Annotated in this window: 21 protein-coding genes; 6 read left to right on the top strand and 15 right to left on the bottom strand. The window is 67.2% G+C overall.

The window, feature by feature from the left end; translation table 11 throughout:
- Window positions 1–41: 41 nt before the first annotated feature.
- From DIE15_RS00840 to DIE15_RS00790, 11 genes are all read right to left on the bottom strand, one after another.
- Window positions 42–974 (bottom strand): ABC transporter substrate-binding protein, encoded by a 933-nt coding sequence (locus DIE15_RS00840; protein WP_124832008.1) that lies wholly within the window; start codon window positions 972–974, stop codon window positions 42–44.
- A 34-nt stretch (window positions 975–1008) separates the two neighbouring features.
- Window positions 1009–2793 carry an amino acid ABC transporter permease/ATP-binding protein gene (locus DIE15_RS37995; protein WP_124832006.1) on the bottom strand — a complete coding sequence of 595 codons (1785 nt, stop codon included), beginning with the start codon at window positions 2791–2793 and terminating at the stop codon, window positions 1009–1011.
- 67 nt (window positions 2794–2860) lie between these two features.
- Complete coding sequence (locus DIE15_RS00830; protein ID WP_124832004.1) at window positions 2861–4219, bottom strand: LLM class flavin-dependent oxidoreductase; 1359 nt, start codon at window positions 4217–4219, stop codon at window positions 2861–2863.
- A 7-nt stretch (window positions 4220–4226) separates the two neighbouring features.
- Window positions 4227–5276 (bottom strand): LLM class flavin-dependent oxidoreductase, encoded by a 1050-nt coding sequence (locus DIE15_RS00825; RefSeq protein WP_057925144.1) that lies wholly within the window; start codon window positions 5274–5276, stop codon window positions 4227–4229.
- Between the two features lie 41 nt (window positions 5277–5317).
- Window positions 5318–6259, bottom strand: a complete 942-nt coding sequence (locus tag DIE15_RS00820) for an ABC transporter substrate-binding protein (RefSeq protein WP_057925145.1) — start codon at window positions 6257–6259, stop codon at window positions 5318–5320.
- 56 nt (window positions 6260–6315) lie between these two features.
- Entirely contained in the window at window positions 6316–6876 is a 561-nt protein-coding gene (locus DIE15_RS00815; protein ID WP_057925146.1) for a GNAT family N-acetyltransferase, read from the bottom strand.
- A gap of 317 nt (window positions 6877–7193) precedes the next feature.
- Entirely contained in the window at window positions 7194–7595 is a 402-nt protein-coding gene (locus tag DIE15_RS00810; protein WP_124832348.1) for a type II toxin-antitoxin system MqsA family antitoxin, read from the bottom strand.
- A gap of 2 nt (window positions 7596–7597) precedes the next feature.
- A complete protein-coding gene (locus DIE15_RS00805; protein ID WP_124832002.1) occupies window positions 7598–7894 on the bottom strand; it encodes a type II toxin-antitoxin system MqsR family toxin in 297 nt (98 codons plus the stop codon).
- 108 nt (window positions 7895–8002) lie between these two features.
- Window positions 8003–9040, bottom strand: coding sequence for a succinylglutamate desuccinylase/aspartoacylase family protein (locus DIE15_RS00800; protein ID WP_124832000.1), 1038 nt, complete (start codon window positions 9038–9040; stop codon window positions 8003–8005).
- Window positions 9041–9272: 232 nt separating this feature from the next.
- Window positions 9273–9548: a hypothetical protein gene (locus DIE15_RS00795; RefSeq protein WP_057925149.1), complete on the bottom strand. Its 276-nt coding sequence runs from the start codon at window positions 9546–9548 to the stop codon at window positions 9273–9275.
- A gap of 279 nt (window positions 9549–9827) precedes the next feature.
- A complete protein-coding gene (locus DIE15_RS00790) occupies window positions 9828–11378 on the bottom strand; it encodes a sensor domain-containing diguanylate cyclase (protein ID WP_057925150.1) in 1551 nt (516 codons plus the stop codon).
- A 500-nt stretch (window positions 11379–11878) separates the two neighbouring features.
- Between DIE15_RS00790 and DIE15_RS00785 the strand changes: the two genes are divergently transcribed.
- From DIE15_RS00785 to DIE15_RS00775, 3 genes are read left to right on the top strand one after another with little or no spacing between them, the layout of a single operon-like run.
- Entirely contained in the window at window positions 11879–14755 is a 2877-nt protein-coding gene (locus DIE15_RS00785) for a xanthine dehydrogenase family protein molybdopterin-binding subunit (protein ID WP_124831998.1), read from the top strand.
- Entirely contained in the window at window positions 14752–15447 is a 696-nt protein-coding gene (locus DIE15_RS00780) for a (2Fe-2S)-binding protein (RefSeq protein WP_124831996.1), read from the top strand. The genes DIE15_RS00785 and DIE15_RS00780 overlap by 4 nt, the downstream gene beginning before the upstream one ends.
- On the top strand, window positions 15444–16706 hold the full coding sequence (locus DIE15_RS00775; protein WP_057925153.1) for a cytochrome c: 1263 nt from the start codon (window positions 15444–15446) through the stop codon (window positions 16704–16706). The genes DIE15_RS00780 and DIE15_RS00775 overlap by 4 nt, the downstream gene beginning before the upstream one ends.
- A 92-nt stretch (window positions 16707–16798) precedes the next feature.
- Here DIE15_RS00775 and DIE15_RS36815 read toward each other — a convergent pair whose 3' ends face one another.
- Window positions 16799–16972, bottom strand: coding sequence for a hypothetical protein (locus DIE15_RS36815; RefSeq protein ID WP_175824721.1), 174 nt, complete (start codon window positions 16970–16972; stop codon window positions 16799–16801).
- Between the two features lie 45 nt (window positions 16973–17017).
- On the opposite strand from DIE15_RS36815, the gene DIE15_RS00770 reads away from it, so the two are divergent.
- Complete coding sequence (locus DIE15_RS00770; RefSeq protein ID WP_185734319.1) at window positions 17018–17446, top strand: hypothetical protein; 429 nt, start codon at window positions 17018–17020, stop codon at window positions 17444–17446.
- A 110-nt stretch (window positions 17447–17556) separates the two neighbouring features.
- On the opposite strand, the gene pal is transcribed toward DIE15_RS00770, so the two are convergent.
- The 3 genes from pal to DIE15_RS00755 all read right to left on the bottom strand — a co-directional run bounded on the left by pal (window position 17557) and on the right by DIE15_RS00755 (window position 20498).
- Window positions 17557–18048, bottom strand: a complete 492-nt coding sequence (gene pal, locus DIE15_RS00765; protein WP_057927261.1) for a peptidoglycan-associated lipoprotein Pal — start codon at window positions 18046–18048, stop codon at window positions 17557–17559.
- A 318-nt stretch (window positions 18049–18366) separates the two neighbouring features.
- Window positions 18367–18993 carry a ubiquinol-cytochrome c reductase iron-sulfur subunit gene (petA, locus tag DIE15_RS00760; protein WP_124831994.1) on the bottom strand — a complete coding sequence of 209 codons (627 nt, stop codon included), beginning with the start codon at window positions 18991–18993 and terminating at the stop codon, window positions 18367–18369.
- A 257-nt stretch (window positions 18994–19250) separates the two neighbouring features.
- Window positions 19251–20498, bottom strand: coding sequence for a porin (locus tag DIE15_RS00755; RefSeq protein WP_124831992.1), 1248 nt, complete (start codon window positions 20496–20498; stop codon window positions 19251–19253).
- 494 nt (window positions 20499–20992) lie between these two features.
- Here DIE15_RS00755 and DIE15_RS00750 point away from each other — a divergent pair, with 494 nt between their 5' ends.
- Together DIE15_RS00750 and DIE15_RS00745 are read left to right on the top strand one after the other, a co-directional pair.
- A complete protein-coding gene (locus tag DIE15_RS00750; protein ID WP_057927258.1) occupies window positions 20993–22252 on the top strand; it encodes an MFS transporter in 1260 nt (419 codons plus the stop codon).
- A 20-nt stretch (window positions 22253–22272) separates the two neighbouring features.
- Entirely contained in the window at window positions 22273–23331 is a 1059-nt protein-coding gene (locus tag DIE15_RS00745) for a porin (RefSeq protein WP_124831990.1), read from the top strand.
- The last annotated feature ends 1 nt before the right edge of the window (window position 23332 follow it).

The raw sequence follows: 23332 nt of genomic DNA, 5'->3' as shown, positions 1-23332 counted from the left end.
GGGCGATTTCATTTCGTGCATCGGTGCGTCGGCCCATCGCGTCAGAACGACGGCAACCCCGGCGGATTCGTCTCCGCGCGCGCCACCGCCTCGCTCTGCAGCCCCCAGCGCGCGAGCGCCTGCCCGTAGCGGCCGTTGCCGATCAGCGTGTTCGTCGCGAGCGTCAGCGCCGGCGCGAGCCCGCTGCCGCGACGCGTCGCGATCGCGACATCGGCGTTCGCCGGCCAGCCCGCGTTGACGACGCCGACCCGGCGGATCTTGCCGTCGCGCGCAGCCTCGTATGCGAGCGACGCGTTCGGATTCAGCTCGGCATCGGCGCGGCCCGACAGCAGCGCGACGCGTGCCGCCGCATCGTCGTCGAAATAGAGCAGTTCGGTCGCTTTCGATCCCTGCGCGACATTGCGGCGGCTCCACTCGAGCAGGATGCGCTCCTGGCTCGTTCCCGCACCGGTGATGATGCGCAGGCCCGCGACGTCCTTCGGTTCGGCGATCCTCGCGATCGGGCTCGCGGTGCGCACGTAGAAGCCGTGCAGCCCGAGCCGGTAGGTCGTGAAGTCGTACTTCTCCTTGCGCTTCTCGGTCACGCCGACGTTCGAGATCACCGCGTCGTACTTGCCGGACGTGAGCCCGAGCGGCCAGTCGGCCCACGCGATCGGCACCAGCACCAGCGTGCGGCCGAGCGCGTCGGCGACGAGCTGCGCGTAGTCGGGATCCGCGCCGACCACCGTGCGCGCATCGGTCGCATAGGTCGACACCGGCGGCGCGTGCGGCGAGATCGCGACCGTGAATGCGCCATCGCGCACCCAGCGATAGTGGCTTGCCGCGCGAATCGCCGCGTCGTCGCGCGATGCGCGGATCCGGCCGGCCTGGCGCGGATCGAGGCCCGCCGTCGCGGCGGCCGCATCGGCTGCATGCCAGCGCAGGCCGGATGCGACCGCGAGCGCGGCGGTCATGAACTGGCGTCGGTCGATCATCGGCGGTCTCCTCGCAGGTCGTGAGCCGCTTGCATCACAGCACCCGCGACAGGAACGCGCGCGTGCGCGGATGAGTCGGCGCGTCGAGCACGACGGCGGGCGGACCCGACTCGACGACGCGGCCGCGCTCCATGAACAGCACGTTGTCCGCGACTTCGCGCGCGAAGCCGATTTCGTGCGTGACGATCACGAGTGTGGTGCCCGAGCGCGCGAGTTCCTTGATCACGTCGAGCACTTCGTTGACCAGTTCGGGATCGAGCGCCGACGTCGGCTCGTCGAACAGCAGCACCTTCGGACGCAACGCGAGCGCCCGCGCGATCGCGACGCGCTGCTGCTGGCCGCCGGACAGCTGGCGCGGATAGGCATCGGCCTTGTCGGCGAGGCCGACGCGCGCGAGCAGCGTGCGCGCGGTGCGCTCGGCGGCATCGCGCGTGACGCCCGCGACGGCAACCGGTGCCTCGATCAGGTTCTCGAGCACCGTCAGGTGCGGAAACAGGTTGAAGTTCTGGAACACCATCCCGACCGCCGTGCGCCGCTTCAGCACGTCGCGCTCCTTCAACTCGTGCAGCACGTCGCCGTCGCGCCGATAGCCGATCAGCTCGCCGTCGATGTCGATGAAGCCGTCGTCGACGCGTTCGAGATGATTGATCGTGCGCAGCAGCGTCGACTTGCCCGAACCGGACGGCCCGACGATCACCGTCACGCTGCCGCGCGGCGCGACGAACGACACGTTGTCGAGCACGCGCTGCAGGCCGAACTGCTTCGATACGTTGTGCACGGCAATTTCGCCGCCGGTGTGCGGCACCGGAGCGACTGCGGCGTGATCGCGGGCCGTTGCGGCGACTGTCGCGTTGCGTGCCGCGGCACGCCGCCACAGCGCACCGACGCGCACCAGCACGAACGTCAGCGCGGACGGCGGCGGGTTGCGCAGCGCGCCGCGCGCATAGTGGCGTTCGACCTGCACCTGGATCGCGGACAGCACGGTCAGGATGATCAGGTACCAGACGGTCGCGACCATCAGCAGCGGAATCACCTCGAGATTGCGGCGATAGATCACCTGGACCGTATAGAACAGCTCGGGCATTGCAAGCACGTACACCATCGACGTGCCTTTGGCGAGCGTGATCAGGTCGTTGAACGCCGTTGGCAGGATCGCGCGCATCGCCTGCGGCAGCACGATCCGCGCGGTCTGACGGCCGCGCGGCAGGCCGAGCGCGGCGGCGGCTTCGAGCTGCCCTTGGTCGACCGCGAGAATGCCGCCGCGAATCACCTCGGCGGAAAACGCCGCGTGGTTCAGCGTCAAGCCGAGCACGGCCGCGAGGAACGGGCTGATCAGGTCGGTGGTCGGCGTGTCGAACCATACGATGTCGGTGAACGGCACGCCGAGCCGCACGTGTTCGTACAGGTAGCCGAGGTTGTTGAGGATCAGCAGCAGCACGATCAGCGGAATCGACCGGAACAGCCACACGAAGGTCCACGCGCTGGCGGCGAGCAGGCGCGAGCGCGACAGCCGGGCCAGCGCGACGAACGCGCCGAGCGCGAAGCCGAACACCGCGCCGAGCAGCGTCAGCACCAGCGTGCGCGCGAGCCCGGACAGCACCGGCGGCGACAGGAACCATTCGGCGAACACGGGCCAACCCCATTGCGGGTTGCCGAGGATCGAACGCAGCGCGAGCGCGATCAGCACGAGCGCGAGCACGGTGCCGGCCGTGCGCGACCGGTGCCGGGCCGGCACGATCCGCAGGTGCGTGCCGGTGTTGCGCACGCCGTGGGAGGTGAGCGGCGGCAGCGTGCCGCCGAGATGGGTCGTGTCGCTCATGTCGGTGTAGGTCCTCGATCGGGTCGGTCGGAAGCGCCGGGCGTAGCGGGGCGTCGGCGCATCGGCGTTACGCGTGCGCTTCGGCCGCGTCGTCCTGTTTTTGCGCGGCGTCCGGCGCCGCATGACGGCTTGCCTTGCGTGGCAGGCCGAGGTGGTCGCGCAGGGTGCTGCCCGGCAGGTCGCGGCTGTAGCGGCCGCGCGCCTCGAGCACCGGAATCACGAGGTCGACGAAGTCGTCGACGCCCTGCGCCTGTACAGGGAAACCGAGGATGAAGCCGTCGCCGGCACCGGCGTCGTGCCAGCGGATCAGTTCGTCGGCGACGTGCTCGGCCGTGCCGATGAAGTTCGGGCGCGGCGTCGCGACGGCGAGTGCCGTCTCGCGCAGCGTGAGATGCTTGCGTTTCGCGTCGGCCTTGATCCGGTCGGTGGTCGAGCGGAAGCTGTTGCGGCCGAGGTCGCCGAGTTCGGGGAACGGCGCGTCGAGCGCGTACTGCGTGAAGTCGTGGTGATCGAAGTAGCGGCCGAGATAGGCGAGCGCCTCGTCGATCGTCAGCAGGTCGCGGATCGCCTGGTATTTGTCTTCCGCCTCGGCAGCCGTGCGGCCGACGATCGGCCCGACCCCGGGGAAGATCTTCACGTCGCCCGGCTGCCGTCCGTGCTCGACCGCGCTTTGCTTCACGCGCCGCGTGAACGCAGCCGTTTCGTCGAGCGACGGCGAATGCGTGAACACGGCGTCCGCATACTTGCCCGCGAGCCCGATGCCCGTGTCGGACGAGCCGGCCTGGAAGATCACCGGCTGGCCCTGCGGCGAGCGCTGGATGTTCAGCGGGCCGGCGACCTGGAAGAAGCGGCCGTGATGGTCGAGCGTGTGGAGCTTGTCGCGATCGAAGAAGCGCCCGGTCGCGCGATCGCGCACGAAGGCGTCGTCGTCCCAGCTATCCCACAGCCCCTGCACGACTTCGAGGTATTCGTCGGCGATCTCGTAGCGCAGCGCATGCTCGGGATGCGCCTTGCCGAAATTCTTCGCGGTGCCTTCGAGCGGCGTCGTCACGACGTTCCAGCCCGCGCGCCCGCCGCTGATCGCATCGAGCGACGCGAGCTGGCGCGCGACCGTAAACGGCTCGCTGTACGACGTCGAGATCGTGCCCGCGAGCCCGATCTTCCGGGTCGCGACCGCGAGCGCCGACAGCACGGTCAGCGGCTCGAAGCGGTTCAGGAAGTGCGGGATCGACTTCTCGTTGATGTAGAGGCCGTCCGCGACGAACGCGAACGCGATGCCGGCGGCTTCCGCCTTGCGCGCGATGCCGATCGCGAAGTCGAGGTTGATGCTCGCGTCCGGCGGGTTGCTCGGGTGCCGCCATGCGTTCATGTGGCTGCCTGCGCCTTGCAGCATCAGGCCGAAGGGAATCGATCGTCGGGTCGTCATGGGAGCGTCACGCGTTCTGGTCGGGGGTAAGGGAACGTTCGGCCGAAAGGGCCGCCTGTACGGGCGTGATCGACTGCGCGCCGCCGAGCCATTCGGCCGACGCGAGCCGCGCCGCGTAATCGGTCACCGGCGAGTCGATCACGAACGCGTCGACGTCGAGCCGCCGGCTCAGCGCATCGAGCGTGCGGTGCACGCGCTCGGGCGTATCGGCCAGCACGGTCGGGCGCAGCTCGTCGATCCGGTAGTCGGACGCGCCGCTTTGCCGCGCGAATTCGGCAGCGGCCTGCGCGCTCGCGAGGTTGAAGCTCTGGCCGCCGGCGAACTGCAGCTTGAAGATCTTGAGCGATCCGATCAGTTGCTCGGCCTCGTCGCGGGTCGGCGCGGCGACTGCGTACAGCGCGACGAGCGCTCGCGTGCCGCCCGCGTCGCGATACGCGGCCAGCGAGCGCTCGAGGTTCGCGTCGTCGCCGTTGAAGTGTCCCGCATAGCAGAAGCGCCAGCCGTGGCGCGCGGCGAGCGCGCCGCTGTCGGGCGAACCGCCGAGCAGGATGCGTTCGGGCGCGTGTGGCGGCACCGGCATCGCGAGCGCGCCGGCAAGCGGATGATCTTCGGCGACGCCCCAGCCGAGGAACGCATCGAGCGCCGCGAGCTGGCCCGCAAAGTCGGGCTTCTTCGCCTTGTCGTGAAACCACTGCAGCGCGCGTGTGGTCAGCGGCAGCCCGCCGGGCGCCTTGCCGACGCCGAGATCGACGCGGCCCGGCCCGAGCGCGGCGAGCAGCCTGAACGACTCGGCGACCTTGAACGGGCTGTAGTGCTGCAGCATCACGCCGCCCGAGCCGACGCGGATGCGCGACGTGTGCGCGAGCAGGTGCGCGACGACGATCTCGGGCGCGGAGCTCGCGAAGCCCGGCGCGCCGTGATGCTCGGCGACCCAGAAGCGCTCGTAGCCGAGCTGTTCCGCGCGCTGCGCGAGGGTCGTCGTGAAGCGCAGCGCGTCGGCGGCGGTCGCGCCGTCGGCGATCGGGCTCTTGTCCAGCAATGAAAGCGAATAAGACATGGTGTTCGGCGTTCCTGCACAACGCGTGGAAGGGACGGCGCTCAGCTCTTCGGCAAGCCCGGCGGGTTCGTGCGCGACTGGTCGATCGCTTCGGAGGCGAGGTTCCAGCGCTCGAGAATCTGCTGGTAACGGCCGTTCCTGATCAGCCCGTTCAGCGCGACGGTCAGCGGATCGGCGAGCCCGCTGCCGCGGCGCGTCGCGATCGCGATGTCGGCCGTGCGCGGCCAGCCGCCGCTGATCGCGCCGACGAGCCGCGTCTTGCCTTGTTGCGCGCTCTGGTACGCGAGCACCGAGTTCACGCTGAACACGGCATCCGCGCGGCCCGACTGCACGGCGACGATCCGCATCGCCTGGTCGTCGTAGTACTGGACCTGCACCGGCTTCAGGCCGTGCGCGACGTTCTCGCGGTCCCACGCGAGCAGGATTTTTTCCTGGTTGGTGCCGGCGTCGGTCACGATGCGCAGCCCCGCGACGTCCTTCGGTTCGCGGATCGACTGGATCTTGCTGTCGTTGCGCACGTAGAAGCCGACCTGGTCCTTGCGGTAGGTCGAGAAATCGAACTTCTGCTTGCGCTCCTCGGTGACGGTGACGTTCGAGATCACCGCGTCGACTTTCCCCGATTCGAGCGCGAGCGGCCAGTCGGCCCACGCAAGCGGGACGATCTTCAGCTTGCGGCCGAGGCTGTCGGACACGAGCTGGCCGACGTCCGCGTCGAAGCCGATCACCGTCCGCGCGTCGGTCGCATACGAGCTGATCGGCGGCAGGCTCGGTGCAACGCCGATCGTCAGCGTGCCGGCTTCGGCGAACTTGAATGACGCGGGCACCGCGCGCTCGACGGCCGCATCGACCGTGCCGCGCGGACGGCCGCGCTGCTCGGGGCTCAGGTCGAAGGTCGCGGCGGCGGCGGTGATCGCGGTCACGCCGATCAGCGCGGCGGCCAGCGTGCGGATCGCGCGCGGCGTGAAGGGTGCGGCTCGTTGCATGGATGCGTCCTGTCGTTGTCGTGTCGTACGGAATGGAAGTGGATGAGGCGGGGCGTTCAGCGCGGCAGCACTGCTTCAGGCAGCGGCGCCCACAGGTCGGCGAGCGTCGACGTGCGCGACGGATCGGCGAGATCCTTGCCGAAGCGCAGGTGGAAATACGCTTCGGGCTCGATCGACGAATCGAACAGCCGCGTATAGCCGGTGCGGTCGTACAACGCCCACGCTTCGGGCTGGCGAAAGCCGGTGGTCAGATACACGCGTCGATAGCCCTGCTGCGCGGCGCGCAGTTCGAGCGCGTCGACGATCAGGCGTGCGAGCCCCTGGCGGCGCAGGTCCGCGCGGGTCCAGATGCGTTTGAGTTCGGCGGTTTGCGCGTCGTAGCGCTTGAACGCGCCGCCGCCGATCGTTTCGCCGTCGCGCAGCAGCAGCACGAACGCGCCTTCGGGCGGCGCGAACAGCCCGGCCGGATAGCGCGCGAGTTCGTCGCGTGCGGACGCGCGGCTGTCGGGGCGGTACGCGTCGTAGCGCGTCGCGTATTCGTCGATCAGCGCGTCGATCAGCGGCTGGGCGCGGACGTCGAGCGGTGTCGTGTCGATGATGCGGTCGTTCGTGGCCATGGGCATCGCGAAGGGCGCGCGATGCGGACGTTCCTGGCGGGGGCGGGGCACACGGCCCGTCTGGTCTGTTCCGTTATCGCGACGCGGTTGTCGTGATGGCGGCGGCCGTTGGGTATCCTGCGAGACATCCGGCGTGCCGCCGCCGTTTGGAACACGTTAGCGGTGCGGACGGCAAAGGCGAACGAAGCAATTTCGATAAGGATTTCGCGGCGGAAGTCAGAAGGCTTGCAGGGGAAGGGGCGACGAGGAAGGTGCGCATGCGTCGGATTTCCTGTTCCACGTACGCGCAATGCCGAACGGCGAGCGTAAACAGGCCCCTAGGCTGCGCGCACTTCGGCAAGCAGATCGGGATGACGATCCAGAATCTTGAGCAACTTCACCAGGGCAAGCGGAGGGTTCGTCTTGCCGGTTTCGTAGCGCGAGAACGCATTGACGCCGCCGCCGAATAGCTCGGCCGCCTCGCGTTGATCCAGCATCAGCTTCTTGCGCACCTTCGCAATGAACTTCGGGTCGACGATGGTCGAGTTCACCTGCTTGTTGAACTCGCCTATCGCTTCCCCAAGCCGGGTTGCCTCGTCGATATCAAGCACCGACTCTCCGCAGGCCGGACAGAAGTCGCCGGTTATATCGCGAACGACGGTCGAGCGGCCCTTGTACGTGTAAGGGATGTCTCGTGTATCACGGACCAGTTTCGCGGCACCGCACGCAGGACACTTCATTTTCATCGCGCCTTGAAAGACACGATCAACACGTCGTCTATCACGGTCGGTTTCAGATATACGTCGCCGTTCACGGTGCGACGCCAATAGACGTCCTGCCAGATCGTGTGGTCGGCGTAGGTCGTCATGCTCTTGTAGAAATCGGCGGTGTCCAGCGACATCACGACACCGATTGCCTCCGTTTCCGTGAAACCCGGTTGCCGGGCGCCGAATACCGCACTCGTCGTCATCCGGACGCTGCCGATCTCGACGAGTGCCTTGACCCGGGACAGCTTGCAGTGAGGCGTTCTCTTTTCCATCTGCGATCGTAACCAAAAGGGTTAATTTGTCAGGTTGGTTAATGGCGCACGCGTGCCGTCCGCCATTACCGGCAGACAGCACAGGAAAGAGATGGATCCGGATTTGGCCTATTGGCCGATGAGGCGCGGCGGCGTCGACGCCTCCGCCAGCTGAAACAGGCAATCGCCGCGTTGCACCTGCGCGGGCACGCGCTTGCACACCACTTCGCCGTCGCCCTTGAAGCGATGCAGGACCGGCTCGCGTAGCGGCGTATCGGGGAAGTGCACCCATGCGGCCGGCTGGCCGGCCGTCACCTGGTCGCCGAGTTCGACGAGCGGTTCATACAGCCCGCGTTCGTACGCATAGACGAAGTGGCGATCGCCGTCGACGCGCAGGAAGCGCGTGACGGTCGGCGGCGCGTCGGGCACGAGTGGGCCGCGCAGCAGGCCGATATGACCGAGGTAGTGCAGCAGCCCGTGGCGGCCGAGCCGGATCAGCGCCGGATCGGCCATCCCCGCACCGCCGAGTTCGGTGACGATCGAGATCGCGCCTTGCCGGCGCGCGGCCGATGCCGAATGCACCGGGTTCGGCGCGTGCAGCAGCGCGTTCGGCAGCCCGAAGGCCACGAGCAGCCCGTTGAGCTTCGCGGCTTCGTCGTCGTCGAGCGGATCGATCGCGAGCATGTTGCCGCCCTGGTACAGCAAGGAACTGCCGCCCGAATGCAGGTCGACCAGATACTGCGCGCGCGACAGCAGCGCATGCTCGATGTAGTGCGCGATCATCTGCGTCGGCGTGCCGGCCGGATCGCCGGGGAAGCTGCGGTTCAGGTTGCCCTCGTCGAGCGGCGACACGCGCAGGCCCGCGTCCGCCGCGGGGAAGTTCGCCATCGGCAGCAGGATCAGTTGCCCGCTGATCATCTCCGGATCGATCTCGCGCATCAGCTGCGACACGATGATCTGGCCTTCGTATTCGTCGCCGTGGTTGCCGGCCATCACGAGTGCGACCGGACCGTCGCCGTTGCGGATCGACGCGATCGGGATCGGCAGCCAGCCGTATGCGGAGCGATGCACGGAATGCGGCAGGCGCAGGTAGCCCGCATGCTTGCCTTGTGCATCGAGGTCGATTTCGCAGTGGATGGGATTTCGGTGTGAAGAGGAGGCGGTCATGGCGGCATCGTTCGAAGAACGGGAATCTGCCATCTTATCGGGAAACGCCCGCCGCGCGGCGGGCGCGGTGCGCGCGGCGCCGAATGCCGTCACTCGACCCATGCGCGAAGACACGACATGCGCAACGGGACCAGCCGCGTGCGATGTTGCAGCGCTGAAACGCTTGCGGGCTCGCGCGCGCCGCGTTGCGCGTCAGCCCCTTGTCGTGACAGGGCCGGCACGCGCGATCGCGTCAACGCCCCGACGTTTCAGCTTCGATACGGCCTTCTTCCCACAGCGCCCAGAAGCGGCTGCCGGCACGATACGGATTCGCGCGTCGCGCCGCATGATCGGTAACGCCCTGGCGAAAGGCGCCGTACAGCGTCAGCGGCGGGTTGTCGACGCACACGGCTTCACGGGCGGCGGTCGTGCGGCGCTCGGAAACGAGCCGCCGGATCAGCGAGGCACCGTCGATCACATCCAGTTGATCGATCGTTTCTGCGCGACTGAGGACTTCGACGGTATTCATGTGCGGGCTCCCCTGACATCCTCTTTTCCAGTCAAGGAGCAATAAGAGTGCCAACCATGAAACACCGCGCAACGCTGAGATCGTGCGGGCTTCTGCGGCGATCGTGACGCGCGGCGCGGGCCGATGTTACGGAACACGTCACGTGACATGGCCGTGCGACGCGAACACATGCGCGCACGCGCCGTGCCAGGCAACGCGTTGCGGAAATGAATCGCGGGAAGCGAAGGGACGTACAGGGAAGCGCGGTAACGGGCGGCGGAAACGAGGGCGCCAGTGCGTTCAGCTCGCGGCCGCAGGCGCCACGCGGCGGCTGCCGGCCGAATAGAAGCGGTAGATCCCCTTGCCGGCGGACTTCGCATCGTACAGCGCGCTGTCGGCCTGCCGGATCAGTTCGTCGGGCGAGCCGTGCCCGTCGTCGAGCGCGATGCCGATGCTGATCCCGAAGCTCACGGTTTCGCCGATCGACAGCGTATACGGCGCCGAGATTTGCTGGATGATGCGCGCGGCGAGGACCGAGCAGGCCTGCATCGTGGTGGCGTCGAGCGCGACGACGAACTCGTCGCCGCCGATCCGCGCCGCCAGCTCGCCGGCCGGCAGCGTCTTGCCGAGCCGCTCGGCGACCTGCGTGAGCACTTCGTCGCCGGCCTGGTGGCCGAACCGGTCGTTGATCGCCTTGAAGCCGTCGAGGTCGAGATACATGACGGCGAGCGTGGCGCTCGGCAGCCGCGGCCGATGCGCGAGCATCCGCTTGAGTTCCGCATGCAGTTCGTGGCGGTTCGGCAATCCCGTCAGCGCGTCGTGCCGCGCGAGGTGCCGGATGTGCTGCTCGGTGCGGCGGCGCGCGGTCACGTCCTCGACGATGATTACCGCGTTGCCGTCCGGCACGCGATGGCGCGTCAGTTCGAGTTGGCGGCCGTCGGCGAGCGTGATGTCGAGCGGCTCCGGTTCGTCGTGGCTCAGCCAGACGTCGCATTGCGCGGCGAGACCGGCGCCGTCGGGATCGGTGACCGTGTTCGTGCCCAGCGCCGCGACGACGTCGGGCAGCGGCGTGTCCAGCATGATTTCGCGCGGAGAGCCGAACAATTGTGCGGTGCGCCGGTTCGCGACGATCACGCGGCTCTCGCCGTCGATCATGCAGAGGCCGTGCGGCATGTAGGTCAGGGCGGCGTCGAAGTGCGCGACGAGCTCGGCATTGCGCTGGCGTGCGGCGATCAGTGCGACCAGCACGCGGTAATGGCGCTGGACGACCGTGCGCATGGCGGCAAGATAGATCACGAGCGGCGGTAGCAGCAGCCATGCGCCCGGCCGGGAGACCAGCAGCGCGCCGATGCCGATCGGCACGACGCCGAGCGTGACCTGCGTCATCGCGAGCCGCGGCAGCGCCGAATTGCGCGACGCGATCCCGCCGAACACGCCGCCCGCGACCATCACCGACAGCGTGCCGAGCTCGACGTCGGGCGCATCCACGCAGCCCATCACGCCGAGGCCGAGCACGAAGCACGCGGCGAGCGACACGGGCGCATAGCGCCGCGCCCAGTATTCGGCGCGATCGTCGCCGGCGGCGCGGCGTATCGTATATGCGCGTGCGATCGCGAGCCGCGCGGCGAGCAGGGCGACGTCGACGACGAGCCACACGAAACACCACAGTTGCTGGAGCCGGATCAGCGCGATCGCCGCGACGAACGCGCTGGCGAGGCCGGATAGTGCCATCGGCCGCACGTCCTCGAACAGCGTGACGAGCATCGACGGGCGCAGTGCGGCCGTCACGCGGTGATTGCCGCAGGGGGGTGTGGCGAGAACAGCGTTCAGGAGGCGTGCCTTGACTGCCATGGCTTTTTTGACCTCGACACGATGCGATTCACCGCCGGCCGGCCCGCACGGCACGTGGCGGGATGACCGGCGAGCCGGATGCGCACGACATTACCATGAAACATCGACCGAGCGTGCCGTGCGGGCGCGTCGGCAAGTAGTCGTAAACCACGGCCGCGAGAGCCTTGCGCATTCGCCGGCGCGAGGGCAGGATCGTTGCGGACGGGACGATGTCGGGTAGCCGCCCGTGGATCGGATTCGCCGCGCGCCGCACGTGGCCTGCCGATGGCGCGCGATCGGCGGACGGTGCTCGATGCGGCCCCGCGCCGCCGCGTTGCCTCGCGCGGATGCCACCCGCGACCGGCCGCCACAGCCCGTCTGAATCCGATCATAAGAAATCCAATAAGTAATTCATGCGAGAAATACTATAGGCGATATATCCAAAACAATGCCAGAATGCGCGCCGCTCCGAACGCCGCGACACCCGATCGCCGTCCGAGCCGCATCAGGAGGTTATCCCAATGAAAAACCACGGCCTGTCACGGCGGGGTTTTCTGAAAGCCAGCGTGCTGGCGGGCGTCGCGGTCTACGTCGCGCCCATCGGCAGCCGCGCGTTCGCGGCGCTCTTCGAAGAAAAACTCCTCACACCCGTCAAATGGGATAGCGTCACCGGCATCCCCCAATTCCGCATCGACGGCATCGCGAAGGTCACGGGCGCGAAAGTGTTCGCCCGCGACGTGCGCGCGGCCGACATGCCGCACTGGCCGCAGCAGCAGTCGCACGCGCTGATCCTGCGCGTCACGCAGGCCGACCGCATCTACGCAGGTTTCGACCTGTCGCTGCTCGGCGACGAACTGAAACCGGACCGTGTGGTCACGGCCGACGATCTCGCGCGCGACGGCGTCGCATTCCCGGCGTTCTACGGCGACGACATGCTGCTGCCCGCGGGCAAGACGCCCGCGTATCTGGGCCATGCGGTCGCGATCCTCATCTATCACGACTTCGCGCGCTTTCGCTTCGCGAAGAACGCGCTCAAGTTCCGCGACGACGTGATCCGCTACGGCGCTGTCACCGGCCCGCTCGAGCGCGATCCGTGGGGCACGTTCCGCTATGTGCGCGTGGGCGGCAAGACGGCCTACGACGACGATGTCTACTCGAGCCTGAAGGACGCGCCGATCTTCCCGAGCATGATGCGCAAGCACCTGCCGGTCTGGCCGGACGGCAAGGAGCACGGCAAGCTCGACGAGCAGGGGATGTTCCTGGCCGGCCAGATCGCGGCCGAACTCGATCGTCCGTCGGCCGACTGGCTCGTGTTCGACCGCGAGTACAACACGCAGTCGGTCGATACCGCCGCGCTCGAACCCGACAACGCGAACTGCTGGTACGACGCCGCGACGCAGTCGCTGCACCTCGTCGTACCGACCCAGTCGCCGCTCGAAGTGGCGGAGAACGCGGCCGCGATGGTCGCGAAGTGCCACTTCTCGGTGAAGAAGCTGTTCGTGCATCCGTGCTACACGGTCGGCTACGGCTCCAAGGATCACTTCAACGTGCCGTTCTACGGCCTCGTCTGTGCGCTGTATGCGGACGGCCGCCCGGTGCGGTTCGCGAACGATCGCTACGAGCAGTTCCAGACGTCGCTGAAGCGTCACGCGTTCAAGATGCATTACCGGATCGCGGTGGATCGCAACACGGGCCTGCTGCAGTCGTTCAAGGGCGACTTCGAGGCGAACGGCGGCGGGCGCTCGAACTTCTCGCCGTCGGTCGCGATGGTCGGCGCGACGGCCGCGCAATCGATCTACTACTTCCCGAAGAGCGATCTCGCGGCGGTCGCGATCGCATCGCGCGCGATCGACGCCGGCTCGGCCCGCGGCTACGGCACGCTGCAGAGCATGGCCGCGACCGAGATGGCCGTCGACGAAATCGCCGCGCAACTGAATCTCGATCCGATCGATTTCCGCCTGCGCAACGCGCTGCGTTCGGGGATGAAGAACACGCAGGGCGCGATTCCCGCGGGCGCGCTGCGCGTCGAGGAAGTGCTGGAGCGTGCGAAGCAGCATCCGCTGTGGACGCGGCGCGCCGCGCGCAAGGCCGAATTCGAGGCAGCGAACCCGGGCAGGCGCTACGGCGTCGGCTTCGCGTGCGTGCAGAAGGATTTCGGCACGGGTGCCGAGGCATCGTTCGCGAAGGTCGAATTCGACGAGAACGGCAAGGTGTCGCTGCATCACACGGCCGCCGAGATCGGCACCGGGATGTCGACGTCGCAAGCCGTCGCGGTCGCGAAGTGGCTCGGTCGTCCCGCGACCGAGGTGCGCGTCGCGCTGACCGAATGGCCGGACCTGCCGGTCGAGACGAGCGGCGATCCGTATCTGATGTCGCAGGCCGACCAGGACCGCCTGAGCGCGAACCCGCGCTGGTCGCCGGGCTATGCGTCGCCGTCGAGCGCGACGAACTCCGCGTACTACTTCACGCACAGCACGCGCGAAGCCGCGCGCGCGGTGTTCCGCTACGGGCTGTGGCCGGCCGCGATGTCGATCTGGACGCGCGGCCTCGGCGGCGGCCAGGCCGCGCCGTACACGATCCGCATCGAGGACGCGCGCTGGGTCGACGGCAAGCTGACCGCCGACGGCCTCGAGCCGCTGACGTTCGAGCAGCTCGCGAAGCAGGCGCATGCGCTCGGCCTGCCGACCGGCGCCGTCGTGCACGTGTTCAACCGCTGGCAGTGGACCGACGCCGAGTTTGAAGTAGGCGGCGCGGTCGATCGTCTGCCGATCGACGGGCTGTCGCTGCGCGTCGGCGCGCCGAAGACCGGCGACGATGGCCCGATGCCGGGCACCGCCGCGCCGGCAGGCGCGACCGCGATGCGCGGCACGCTGGCGCCGACCGCGAACGGCTACCGCGTGCTGGACCGCAAGCGCGTGTTCATCCCGCCGACGAGCCGCAACAACGCCGCCGTCACGTACTACACGGCAGTCGGCACGCTCGTCGAGCTGGCCGTGCACGAGGCGACCGGCAAGGTCGAGCTGCTCGCGCATCACTCGATCATGGAGTGCGGCAACCAGATCTCGCCGCAGCTCGTGTCGGGCCAGTTGCAGGGCGGCCTCGCGATGGGCATCGGCCATGCGCTGCACGAGTACCTGCCGCTTTACGAGGATGGCCCCGGCAACGGCACGTGGAACTTCAACCGTTACCAGCTGCCGCGCGCGACCGACGTCGCCGTGTGGTCGCAGACGGGCGACATCCTGCCGCCGCTGTCCGAGACCGATCCGCCGAAGGGTGTCGCCGAAGTGGTGATGATCCCCGTCGTTGGTGCGATCGTGAACGGCATCGCGCATGCGATCGGCCATCGTTTCACCGATTTGCCGGTGACCCCGCAAAAGATTCAGGAGGTGCTCGCATGACGACCGCCCAAACCGCGGCTTCGGCCGCGAGCGCCAGCGCGACGGCGACCGGCGCGTCCGCGCCTGACGCGGCTTCGGCCGCTCCGGCATCCGCGCCGGCCGCACCCGCTGCCGCGCCGGTCGCCGTCGAGCGTCCGCTCGTCCGCTTTCAGCAGAAGCCGCTGTCGGTGAGCATCAATGGCAAGTCCGTCGGCCCGATGCAGGTGCCCGAGGGGCTGATGATGATCGAGTTCCTGCACGAGTACGCGGGCCTCACCGGTTCGCGGCTCGGCTGCGGGCAGGGCATCTGCCACGCATGCGTGGTGATCGTCGACAAGCCGGACGGCACGAGCGAGGAAATGCGCACCTGCATCACCGGCGCGCACTTCTTCCACGGCCGTTCGATCCGCACGATCGAAGGCCACGCGAAGCGTAACGAAGCGGGCGAAGTGGTCGAGCTGTCGCCGATCCAGCAGAAGTTCCTCGAGCACTTCAGCTTCCAGTGCGGCTACTGCACGCCGGGCTTCGTCAACGCGGCGACGGTGCTGATCGAGCGCCTGAAGCGCGAGCCGATCGCGAAGGCCGACGTCGAGCGCACGATTACCGATGCGCTGAATGCGCACATCTGCCGCTGCACGGGTTACGTCCGCTACTACGAAGCCGTGAAGGACGTGATTTTGACGACGCCGGGACTCGTGAAGGACGCCGCATGAAACGCACATTCGCCCATCGTGCCGCGCGGGCCGCAGGCTTGCCCGCACTCGCGGCCGCCTGCGCGCTGCTGCTCGCCGCCTGCGGCGGCCATGACGCGCCGGCCTCGAGCGCGGCTTCCGGCGCGCCCGGTGCCGACCCGGTCGCGCGCGGCCGCTATCTCGTGAAGGCCGCGGACTGCGCGGCGTGCCACACCGCGAAGGACGGCGCGCCGTTCGCCGGCGGTGCGCCGCTCGAATCGCCGTTCGGCACGTTCTACGGCTCGAACATCACGCCCGACAAGGATCACGGGATCGGCAGCTGGAGCGCGGACGACTTCTACGCCGCGCTGCACGACGGCAAGGCGCCGGGCAAGCGCCTGTATCCGTCGATGCCGTACACGTCGTACCGGCAGCTCACGCGTGCCGATACCGACGCGATGTACGCGTACCTGAAGACCGTGAAGCCGGTTGCGCAGGAAAACCGCGCGCACGAACTCAAGTTCCCGTACAACCTGCGCTTCGGCATGGTGTTCTGGGACATGGTGTTCCTGAAGGACAGCCTGCCCGATGCATCGAGCGGCCAGTCCGCTGACTGGCAACGTGGCCGCTATCTGGCCGGCGCGCTCGGCCACTGCGCGGAATGCCATACGCCGCGCGCGTTCACCGGCCAGCTCGACGGCGCGAAGCCGTTCGCGGGCGCCGCGCTCGGCCGTGTGGCCGCACCGGACATCACGCCGGCCGGCCTCGCCGCGCGCGGCTGGACGGGCACCGACCTGCAGACGTTCTTCGGCGTCGGCATCGCGCCGCAAGGCTCGGCGTTCGGCGAAATGTATCCGGTCGTGCACCTGAGCACGCAATACCTGACGAAGGACGACCTGCGCGCGCTGTCCGTGTACCTGCTCGGCGATACGCCGCCGGCGCCGCAGCCGGTGAAGCCGGTGCCGGCCGACGCCGCGCAGCTCGCGGCCGGCCGCTCGGTGTATCTCGCGGTGTGCGCGGGCTGTCACGGCTTCAGCGGCGAAGGCAAGCCGCACGTGGCGGTGCCGATGAACGGCAATTCGACGCTGCGTCAGGGCGACTCGCGCAACCTGCTGGTCGCGATGCTCGACGGCATCGACGAGCAGAAGTTCGCCGGCTTCGAGAACCTGCAGCCGATGCCGGGTTTCGCGCACACGCTGAGCGACGACGAACTCGCGCAGCTCGCGAACTACCTGCGCGCGACGTGGGGCGGCCATCCCGCGAACGTCACGCCGGCCGACGTGAAGGCCATGCGTCGATAACGCGTGTGGTGGAGCGGGGCGTCGCGCACGACGCGGCCGGTTTCCGGCTGCGCTCGCGCATGACGTCCCGCTCGAACCTGTCCGACGGCGCCTCAGTAACCGCCGCCCCCTCCGCCACCACCACCTCCACCTCCGCTGCCGCCCGCACCGCCATACCGGCTCATGCCGGGGCCTTGCGATACGCCGCCGCCCGACGACGTACATCCCGCCGACAGCACCAGCATCAGCGCCGCGAGCAGTGCCGCGGCCAGTCTTGCCGAGTTCATTTCACTCTCCTTTCGCCGCGCAGGCTGCGCGGCCACGCGGTTCGCGTGAACCGGCGAGCGCGCGATGACGAAACGTTTCCGGCGGGCGGTTTATTCCATGCTTTTTGCGTATCGGTCCAGATCGACATTCGCACCGACAATTTCCTGTTCTCGCTGGTTCTCGCTGGTTCTCGCTGGTGCTCGCTGGTGGCGATCGGGTTCGTCGCGTATGCGCGGTACCATCACGCGATCCTGCGCCGCAGCACGCGCGAATTCGGCTGGAAGCACATCGCGTGGCTGCTGCCGTGGTTCGGCGGGCTCTGGCTGCTGTCGTGGCTGGGCGGGATCGGCGGCGGCCTCGGCGCGATCGGTTTCGGCCGGGACAGCCTCGCCGTGTCGGTGTGGAGCGTGATCGTGTACGTGATGGCGCTGCGCTGCGCGCCCGGCCGCGACGAGACGGCCGGGATGATGGTGCGTATGAACCAGACGAGCTGAGTCGCATCGCAACGACGCGCAGCCGGGGCGAGCGGTGCGCCCCGGCGAGTCGCTGCATGACTGGCTACGGATGAAGCGTGGCCGGATGCCGCCACTGCGGCTGCATCCGCTCAACGATAGACAAGGTCGGCGCGACGATTCTGTGCCCATGAATCTTCGTCGTGGCCGAGCGCGACCGGTTTTTCCTTGCCGAGGCTGACCGCTTCGAGTTGCGAGGCCTGCACGCCCAGCGTTTCAAGCGCGCTCATGACGGCCTGCGAACGGCGTTCGCCGAGCGCGAGGTTGTATTCGGACGTGCCGCGTTCGTCGGTGTTGCCCTGGATCAGCACATGGCGCGACGGATGGCTGCGCAGGTAGTCGGCATGCGCCTGCAGCAGCGACTGGTATTCCGGCTTCACGGAATACTGGTCGAAGTCGAAATAGACGCTGCGCTTTGCGAGCGGGCTGTTCGGATTGTTGAGATCGTCGGCCGAAACCGTGGCGACCGCCTCGCTCGAGGGCGCCGGTGCCATGCCGGCATTCTCGGGCGTTTTCGCCGCGTGGTGGCAACCCGCCAGCAGGGCGAAAGCTGCCAGCACCGCAAATCGGTTCGTTTTGCTCATTGTGCGTCTCCTGCGGTTGACTGCGTGGAAAGCGTCGCGGGTGCGAACCGGCATGTCACGAATCCGGCCGAGACGGCACGAAAGTGCCGGCTTCCGTGCGTCGTGCGATGCACTTTCGTAAGCCAGCGATGTGCCATATGAAAGATTGTCTCCGCAGGAACGCCGAATCACGGCGCCGCTGCAACTAGATTAGGAAAAATGTCACAGCGTGACCAGTTTCTTCGTCTATTTCGCGCGGAAACGGGGCAGGACGCATTCTTGCTTGCGCGAGCGGCGCGGGATGCGCGATTCCGCAGCAGCGGGCAGCGGGCAGCGGCGTCACGCTTCGCCGTGTTCGTCCCGGCCGATCACGAGTTCGGTGCGCGACGTGAACAGATAGCGCGGTACGTCCAGGTTCTGCGGCGCGGGCTTGTCGCGGAACACGCGCCCGGCGAGATCGTAGGTCGAGCCGTGGCACGGGCACAGGAATCCGCCCGGCCAGTCGTCGGGCAGGTTCGGCTGCGCACCCGCCTGGAAGCGCGGAATCGGCGTGCAGCCCAGATGCGTGCAGACGCCGACCACCACCAGCAGGTTGCGGCGATCGGCCCGCGCGCGGAACGGATTGCGGCAATAGTCTGGCAACGGCATCGAGAACGGATGCAGCGTGGCGGGATCCGCGACCATCGGCGTGGCTTTCGTCACGGCATCGAGCATCGCGGCCGTCCGGTTGACGATGAAGACCGGCTTGCCGCGCCATCCGACCGTCATCATCGCGCCTTCGGCGAGCCAGCCGATGTCGACCGTGACCGGCGCGCCGGCTGCCAGCGCACTGGCCGGCGGCGACAGCGAGTCGACGAACGGAATCGCGGTCGCAAGGCAGCCGATGCCGCCGGTGACGGTCGTCGCGATGAGCAACGTGCGCCGCTGCACGTCGATCGTTTGAAGCGGCGGGGAAGGGGTGTCCATGACGTGCTCCGCCTTCGTCGAAGGGCGCTGTGCACCAGGAGGGCGCGTGGCGCGCGGGCAACATGCAGCGCCGCGCCCGCAGCGCGTGCGCGTTGTGTTGCGTTGCAATCCCGGCTTTTCGCCTGCGCAGGCGCGTGCGGCGCAAGCGTGTCGGGCACGGAATGGCCGCGCACCGGCGCGGCCATTCCAGCGTAGGCAGCGACGATTAAGCGAGGCTTAAACGACGACCGCCTGTCGGGCGCGAACCAGCGCAGGTATCAGAACTTGTGCCGCAATCCGAGCGCGACGACGACCTGGTTGCTGTTGGCGGATGGCGTCATCGTCCACACGGTTGCGTTGAACGCCGGATTGCCGTTGCCGCCGCTCACGCTTTGATAGACGGCTTCGAGATACGCGTCCGTGCGGTTCGAGAACGCATAGCCAGCCTGCGTGACCACGTGGTTCCATTTCGGGCGCGTCTGGCCCGTGCGCGTGTCGAAACGGCCCATCGTGTACGTGTACGCGGCGGACAGGCTGAACGCCGGCGTGACGCAATAGCGGCCGTCGACCGTGAAGTTGTCGAAGACCAGCGATTCACCCTTCAGCGGCGTGATGCCGCCGCCCTGGAGCACGCCGCTCACGCCGTCGGTGGCCGAGTGCGACCACGCGGCGCCGACCGAATGCAGACCGAACGCATAGCGGCCGGCCACGGCCCAGACCTGCTGGTTGCCGCCCGTGATCGTCGCCGAGCCGTCGACCGTGCTCAGTGCGCCGTCCGGGTTCGACGCGTTGCGGTCGCGGCTGATCTTCAGGTAACCGGCGCCGAGCTTCAGCGGTCCGTTCGCATAGCCGAGCCCCGAGCTCCAGACGGCGTTGTTCGAGAATGCGCCGGCCGTGTTCGAGAACCCGTACAGCGCGCCAAACGTCAGCCCGCGATACGTCGGGCTCGTGTACTTCACCGCGTGATTGATGCGCAGGTTGCGGTTCGAGTCGTCGTTGTCGTACGGGTGTACCGCGAGATTGCCACCCCAGCCGGGGCCCGACGCACCAAGCGGCGTCACGAAATCGAGGATCAGGTCGTACTGGCGGCCGAACGTGAGCGTGCCGGCCGTGCGCGAACTCACACCGATCCACGCCTGACGGCCGAACATGTCGACGCCTTTCTGCGACAGCTTGCCGGTCGTGCCCGAGAAGCCATTTTCGAGCGCGAAGACCGCGGCCGTCCCGCCACCGAGATCCTCACGGCCGCGCAGCCCCCAGCGCGATGCGTTCAATGCGCCGCTCGTCAGCGCGACGCTGCCGCTGCCCGGAGAACCGGCGCCTTGCGTCCGCTGATTGGTTGCGTAGGTGATCGACGTTTCGATCAGGCCGTACAGCGTCACGCTGCTCTGTGCGTGCGCGACGCACGGAATGAATCCGGCCAGGCAAGCAGCAATCATGGTCTCCGGGAGCGCACTGGTGCGACGGCCGGCGTGCGTCACAGCAGCGCGCGTGCCGGCGGGCTGTCCAGTCTTATAGGAATGCATAGGATTTTTTATCGTTGGTCTCCGGCCCGATCGCCGGTGGGTCGCGTCGGCACGTGGGCCGACGGATCGAGCGGTCATTATTGGAGATCGTGTGACGGTCGATTAAGGCGCTGCACAGGAAAGGTCCGCTGCGAAATTGCGTGGAATCGCAACGTCGCCCGATTTCGGGTTTCCTGGAAACTTGCGCTTAGCGCTGGTGCATCGATTGCAGCGAACTCGACGCGAACGCCGACGCGAGTTGCTGTCATTTTTCCTGATGGATGTACTTTACATCCGATTTACAAGTGCTCCCTCGCATCAATCTGCGCCGTGTCGATGCTTTTTATGCGATGCGCTCCACGTCAAGAAGCAGTTCGCTGTCAGTCAACCTCTGAAAATTTCCGCGACGCACGATTGCCCTGACGCCACTCCGACATGCGGTACATGCCGGAGAGGGTCAACAAGTGGACGTACATGCTCAGGACTGGTTGCGGGAGACGCAAGGGGGTTGCACCATGAATTCAAACATCAGATCAAATTCGACATATGAACGGCGGGCGATTGTGTTGCTCGCGCTTGGCTTCGGGCTGGTGGGTCTCGACCGCTGGCTCATTACACCGCTGTTCCCGCAAATGATGCGGGATTTGGGTCTCACCTATCAGGATCTCGGCAACGTCACGGCCGTGCTGGGCCTTGCGTGGGGTGTGTCCGCGATCTTGATGGGACGTCTGTCGGACACAGTCGGCAGGCGCAAGATCTTGATTCCCGCCATCATCCTGTTTTCGCTGCTGTCGGGGTCAACCGGCCTCGTTGGCGGTGTCGGCGTGCTCATGATGACGCGCGTACTGATGGGCATCACCGAAGGCGCGTATTGTCCCGCCAGCTTCGCGGCAGGAGACGACGCGTCGCCCCCCGCCCGGCGCGGGCTGAACCTGGGAATCATTCAGGGCTGCTTCGCACTTTTCGGGCTCGGTCTTGGGCCGATTATCGCCACGCAGCTGCTGTCGGTCGTTCCTTCGTGGCGCCTCGTGTTCGCAATCGTCGCCGCACCGGGGTTGGTGCTCGCATTCCTGATGTACCGAACGATTCGTGAACCGGCTCACATTGCCTCGACGGAGTCGCCCGATCGCGCACAGCACCGGGAAAGTTGGGGTTCGGTGCTCCGTTACGGCAACGTGCGCGTCGGCATGGGTGCCATCTTCTGTGCAATGGCCGGACTGTTCGTTCTCGCGGCCATTACCCCGGTGTATCTGACCGACTTCCGTCACATGCCGACGGCACAGATGGGCTTCGTGATGTCTGGCCTCGGATTTGGTGGATTTGCCGGTCAGATCTTCGTGTGCGGCATATCCGACTCCATCGGGCGCAGGAATGCCGCGAAGATCACCTTCCTTGCCGGCTGTGCGTCCTTGCTCGCCTTCGCTTATGCGCCGACTGTTCCGGCGGTGTTGTTCGTGCTCCTGTTTGCGATTGCCTTCTTCTGCTGCGGCGCGATCTCGCTGATGGCGGGTCCGGTTGCGGCCGAGGCCGTGCCTTCATCCCTGACCTCGTCCGCGGTGGGCGCAGTCGTAGGCGCCGGCGAGATTTTCGGCGGTGGTGTCGCGCCAGCCATTGCCGGCTTCATTGCTCAGCATATGGGCCTTCAGTTCACGATCCTGTTTGCCTCTGCCGCGCTCGGCGCCGGTTTTCTGCTCGCCTTTCTGCTGAGGGAAACCGCACCGGGAAGGCGCGGTCACGCCACGACGCATGAAAGCCTGACCGCACAGAAAAACTAAATTCCATTGGAGACCTTCAAATGAAAATGCTTCAGCGACCGTCAGTTGCCTTTCTGGCCATGGCAACTCTGGGAGGCGTATCGACGCACGCCTTTGGTCAGTCGAATGTCACTTTGTATGGCATCGTCGATACGGGCCTTGTCTACCAAACCAAGTCCTCCGGCAACGCCGGGGCGTTGAAGGGAGCGCTCGATGGCGGATGGGCGCCGTCGATCTGGGGGCTGAAAGGACAGGAAGACATCGGCGGCGGGACCAAAATCGGTTTCGCGCTCGAGAACGGATTTTCGACGACGACAGGGCAGTTCGGTAATTCCAACGGCGGTATTTTTGGCCGACACGCGTACGTCCAGGCAACGGGTGGTTTCGGCGACATCAAGGCTGGCCTGCAATTTTCGCCGTTCTTTCTGGCGATCGGCGGCCGCGACCCGCGAGCCATGTCCAATTTCGCGAGCGCGTTCACGGAATATCTGGGCAAGATCGGAATCAACGGGATTTTCGATGCCAACTCATTCGTGTACACGTCACCGACACTCGGCGGCTTCACGGGCAGCGTTCAGTACGCACCGGGCGGAATTGCAGGGAGCGGCGTCAAGGGGCGTCGGCTCTCCGGGTCACTGACATACGAGGCAGGACCGTTCTCCGCCGACGCCGCGTACTATCAGGCGAAAGACACGACCTCAGGCCAGACGGCGATAGACGGTGCCACGCTGGGGGCGTCATATTCGTTCGAATCGGTCACCGGTTACGCGCTCGCCATTCGCCTGCGCAATAACGCGGCGCCTGGCAGCCCGAACTACATGACCTACGGTGGCGGGCTCTCATGGAAGCCGTCTGCTCCGATTCTCCTGGACTGCGGGGTGTACTACTCGAAGGACCGATCGGCGAGCGGCAGTCACTCGCTGATGTATTCGGTGGGCGGCATGTACTCGTTGTCGGTGAGGACGTCGCTTTATGCGCAAGTCGCGCTTGTCAACAATCATGGCGGCATGGGAACCGGCGTCGCCGCAAACGGCGACCTTACCCGCATCCCGGACGGCAATACGCTGGCAGCGTCGGTAGGCATTCAACACCGGTTCTAGT

Source organism: Burkholderia sp. Bp9031, from assembly GCF_003857965.1.
In the GTDB taxonomy this organism is placed as follows: Bacteria; Pseudomonadota; Gammaproteobacteria; order Burkholderiales; family Burkholderiaceae; genus Burkholderia; species Burkholderia ambifaria_A.
This window is presented reverse-complemented; position numbering and strand designations above follow the sequence as displayed.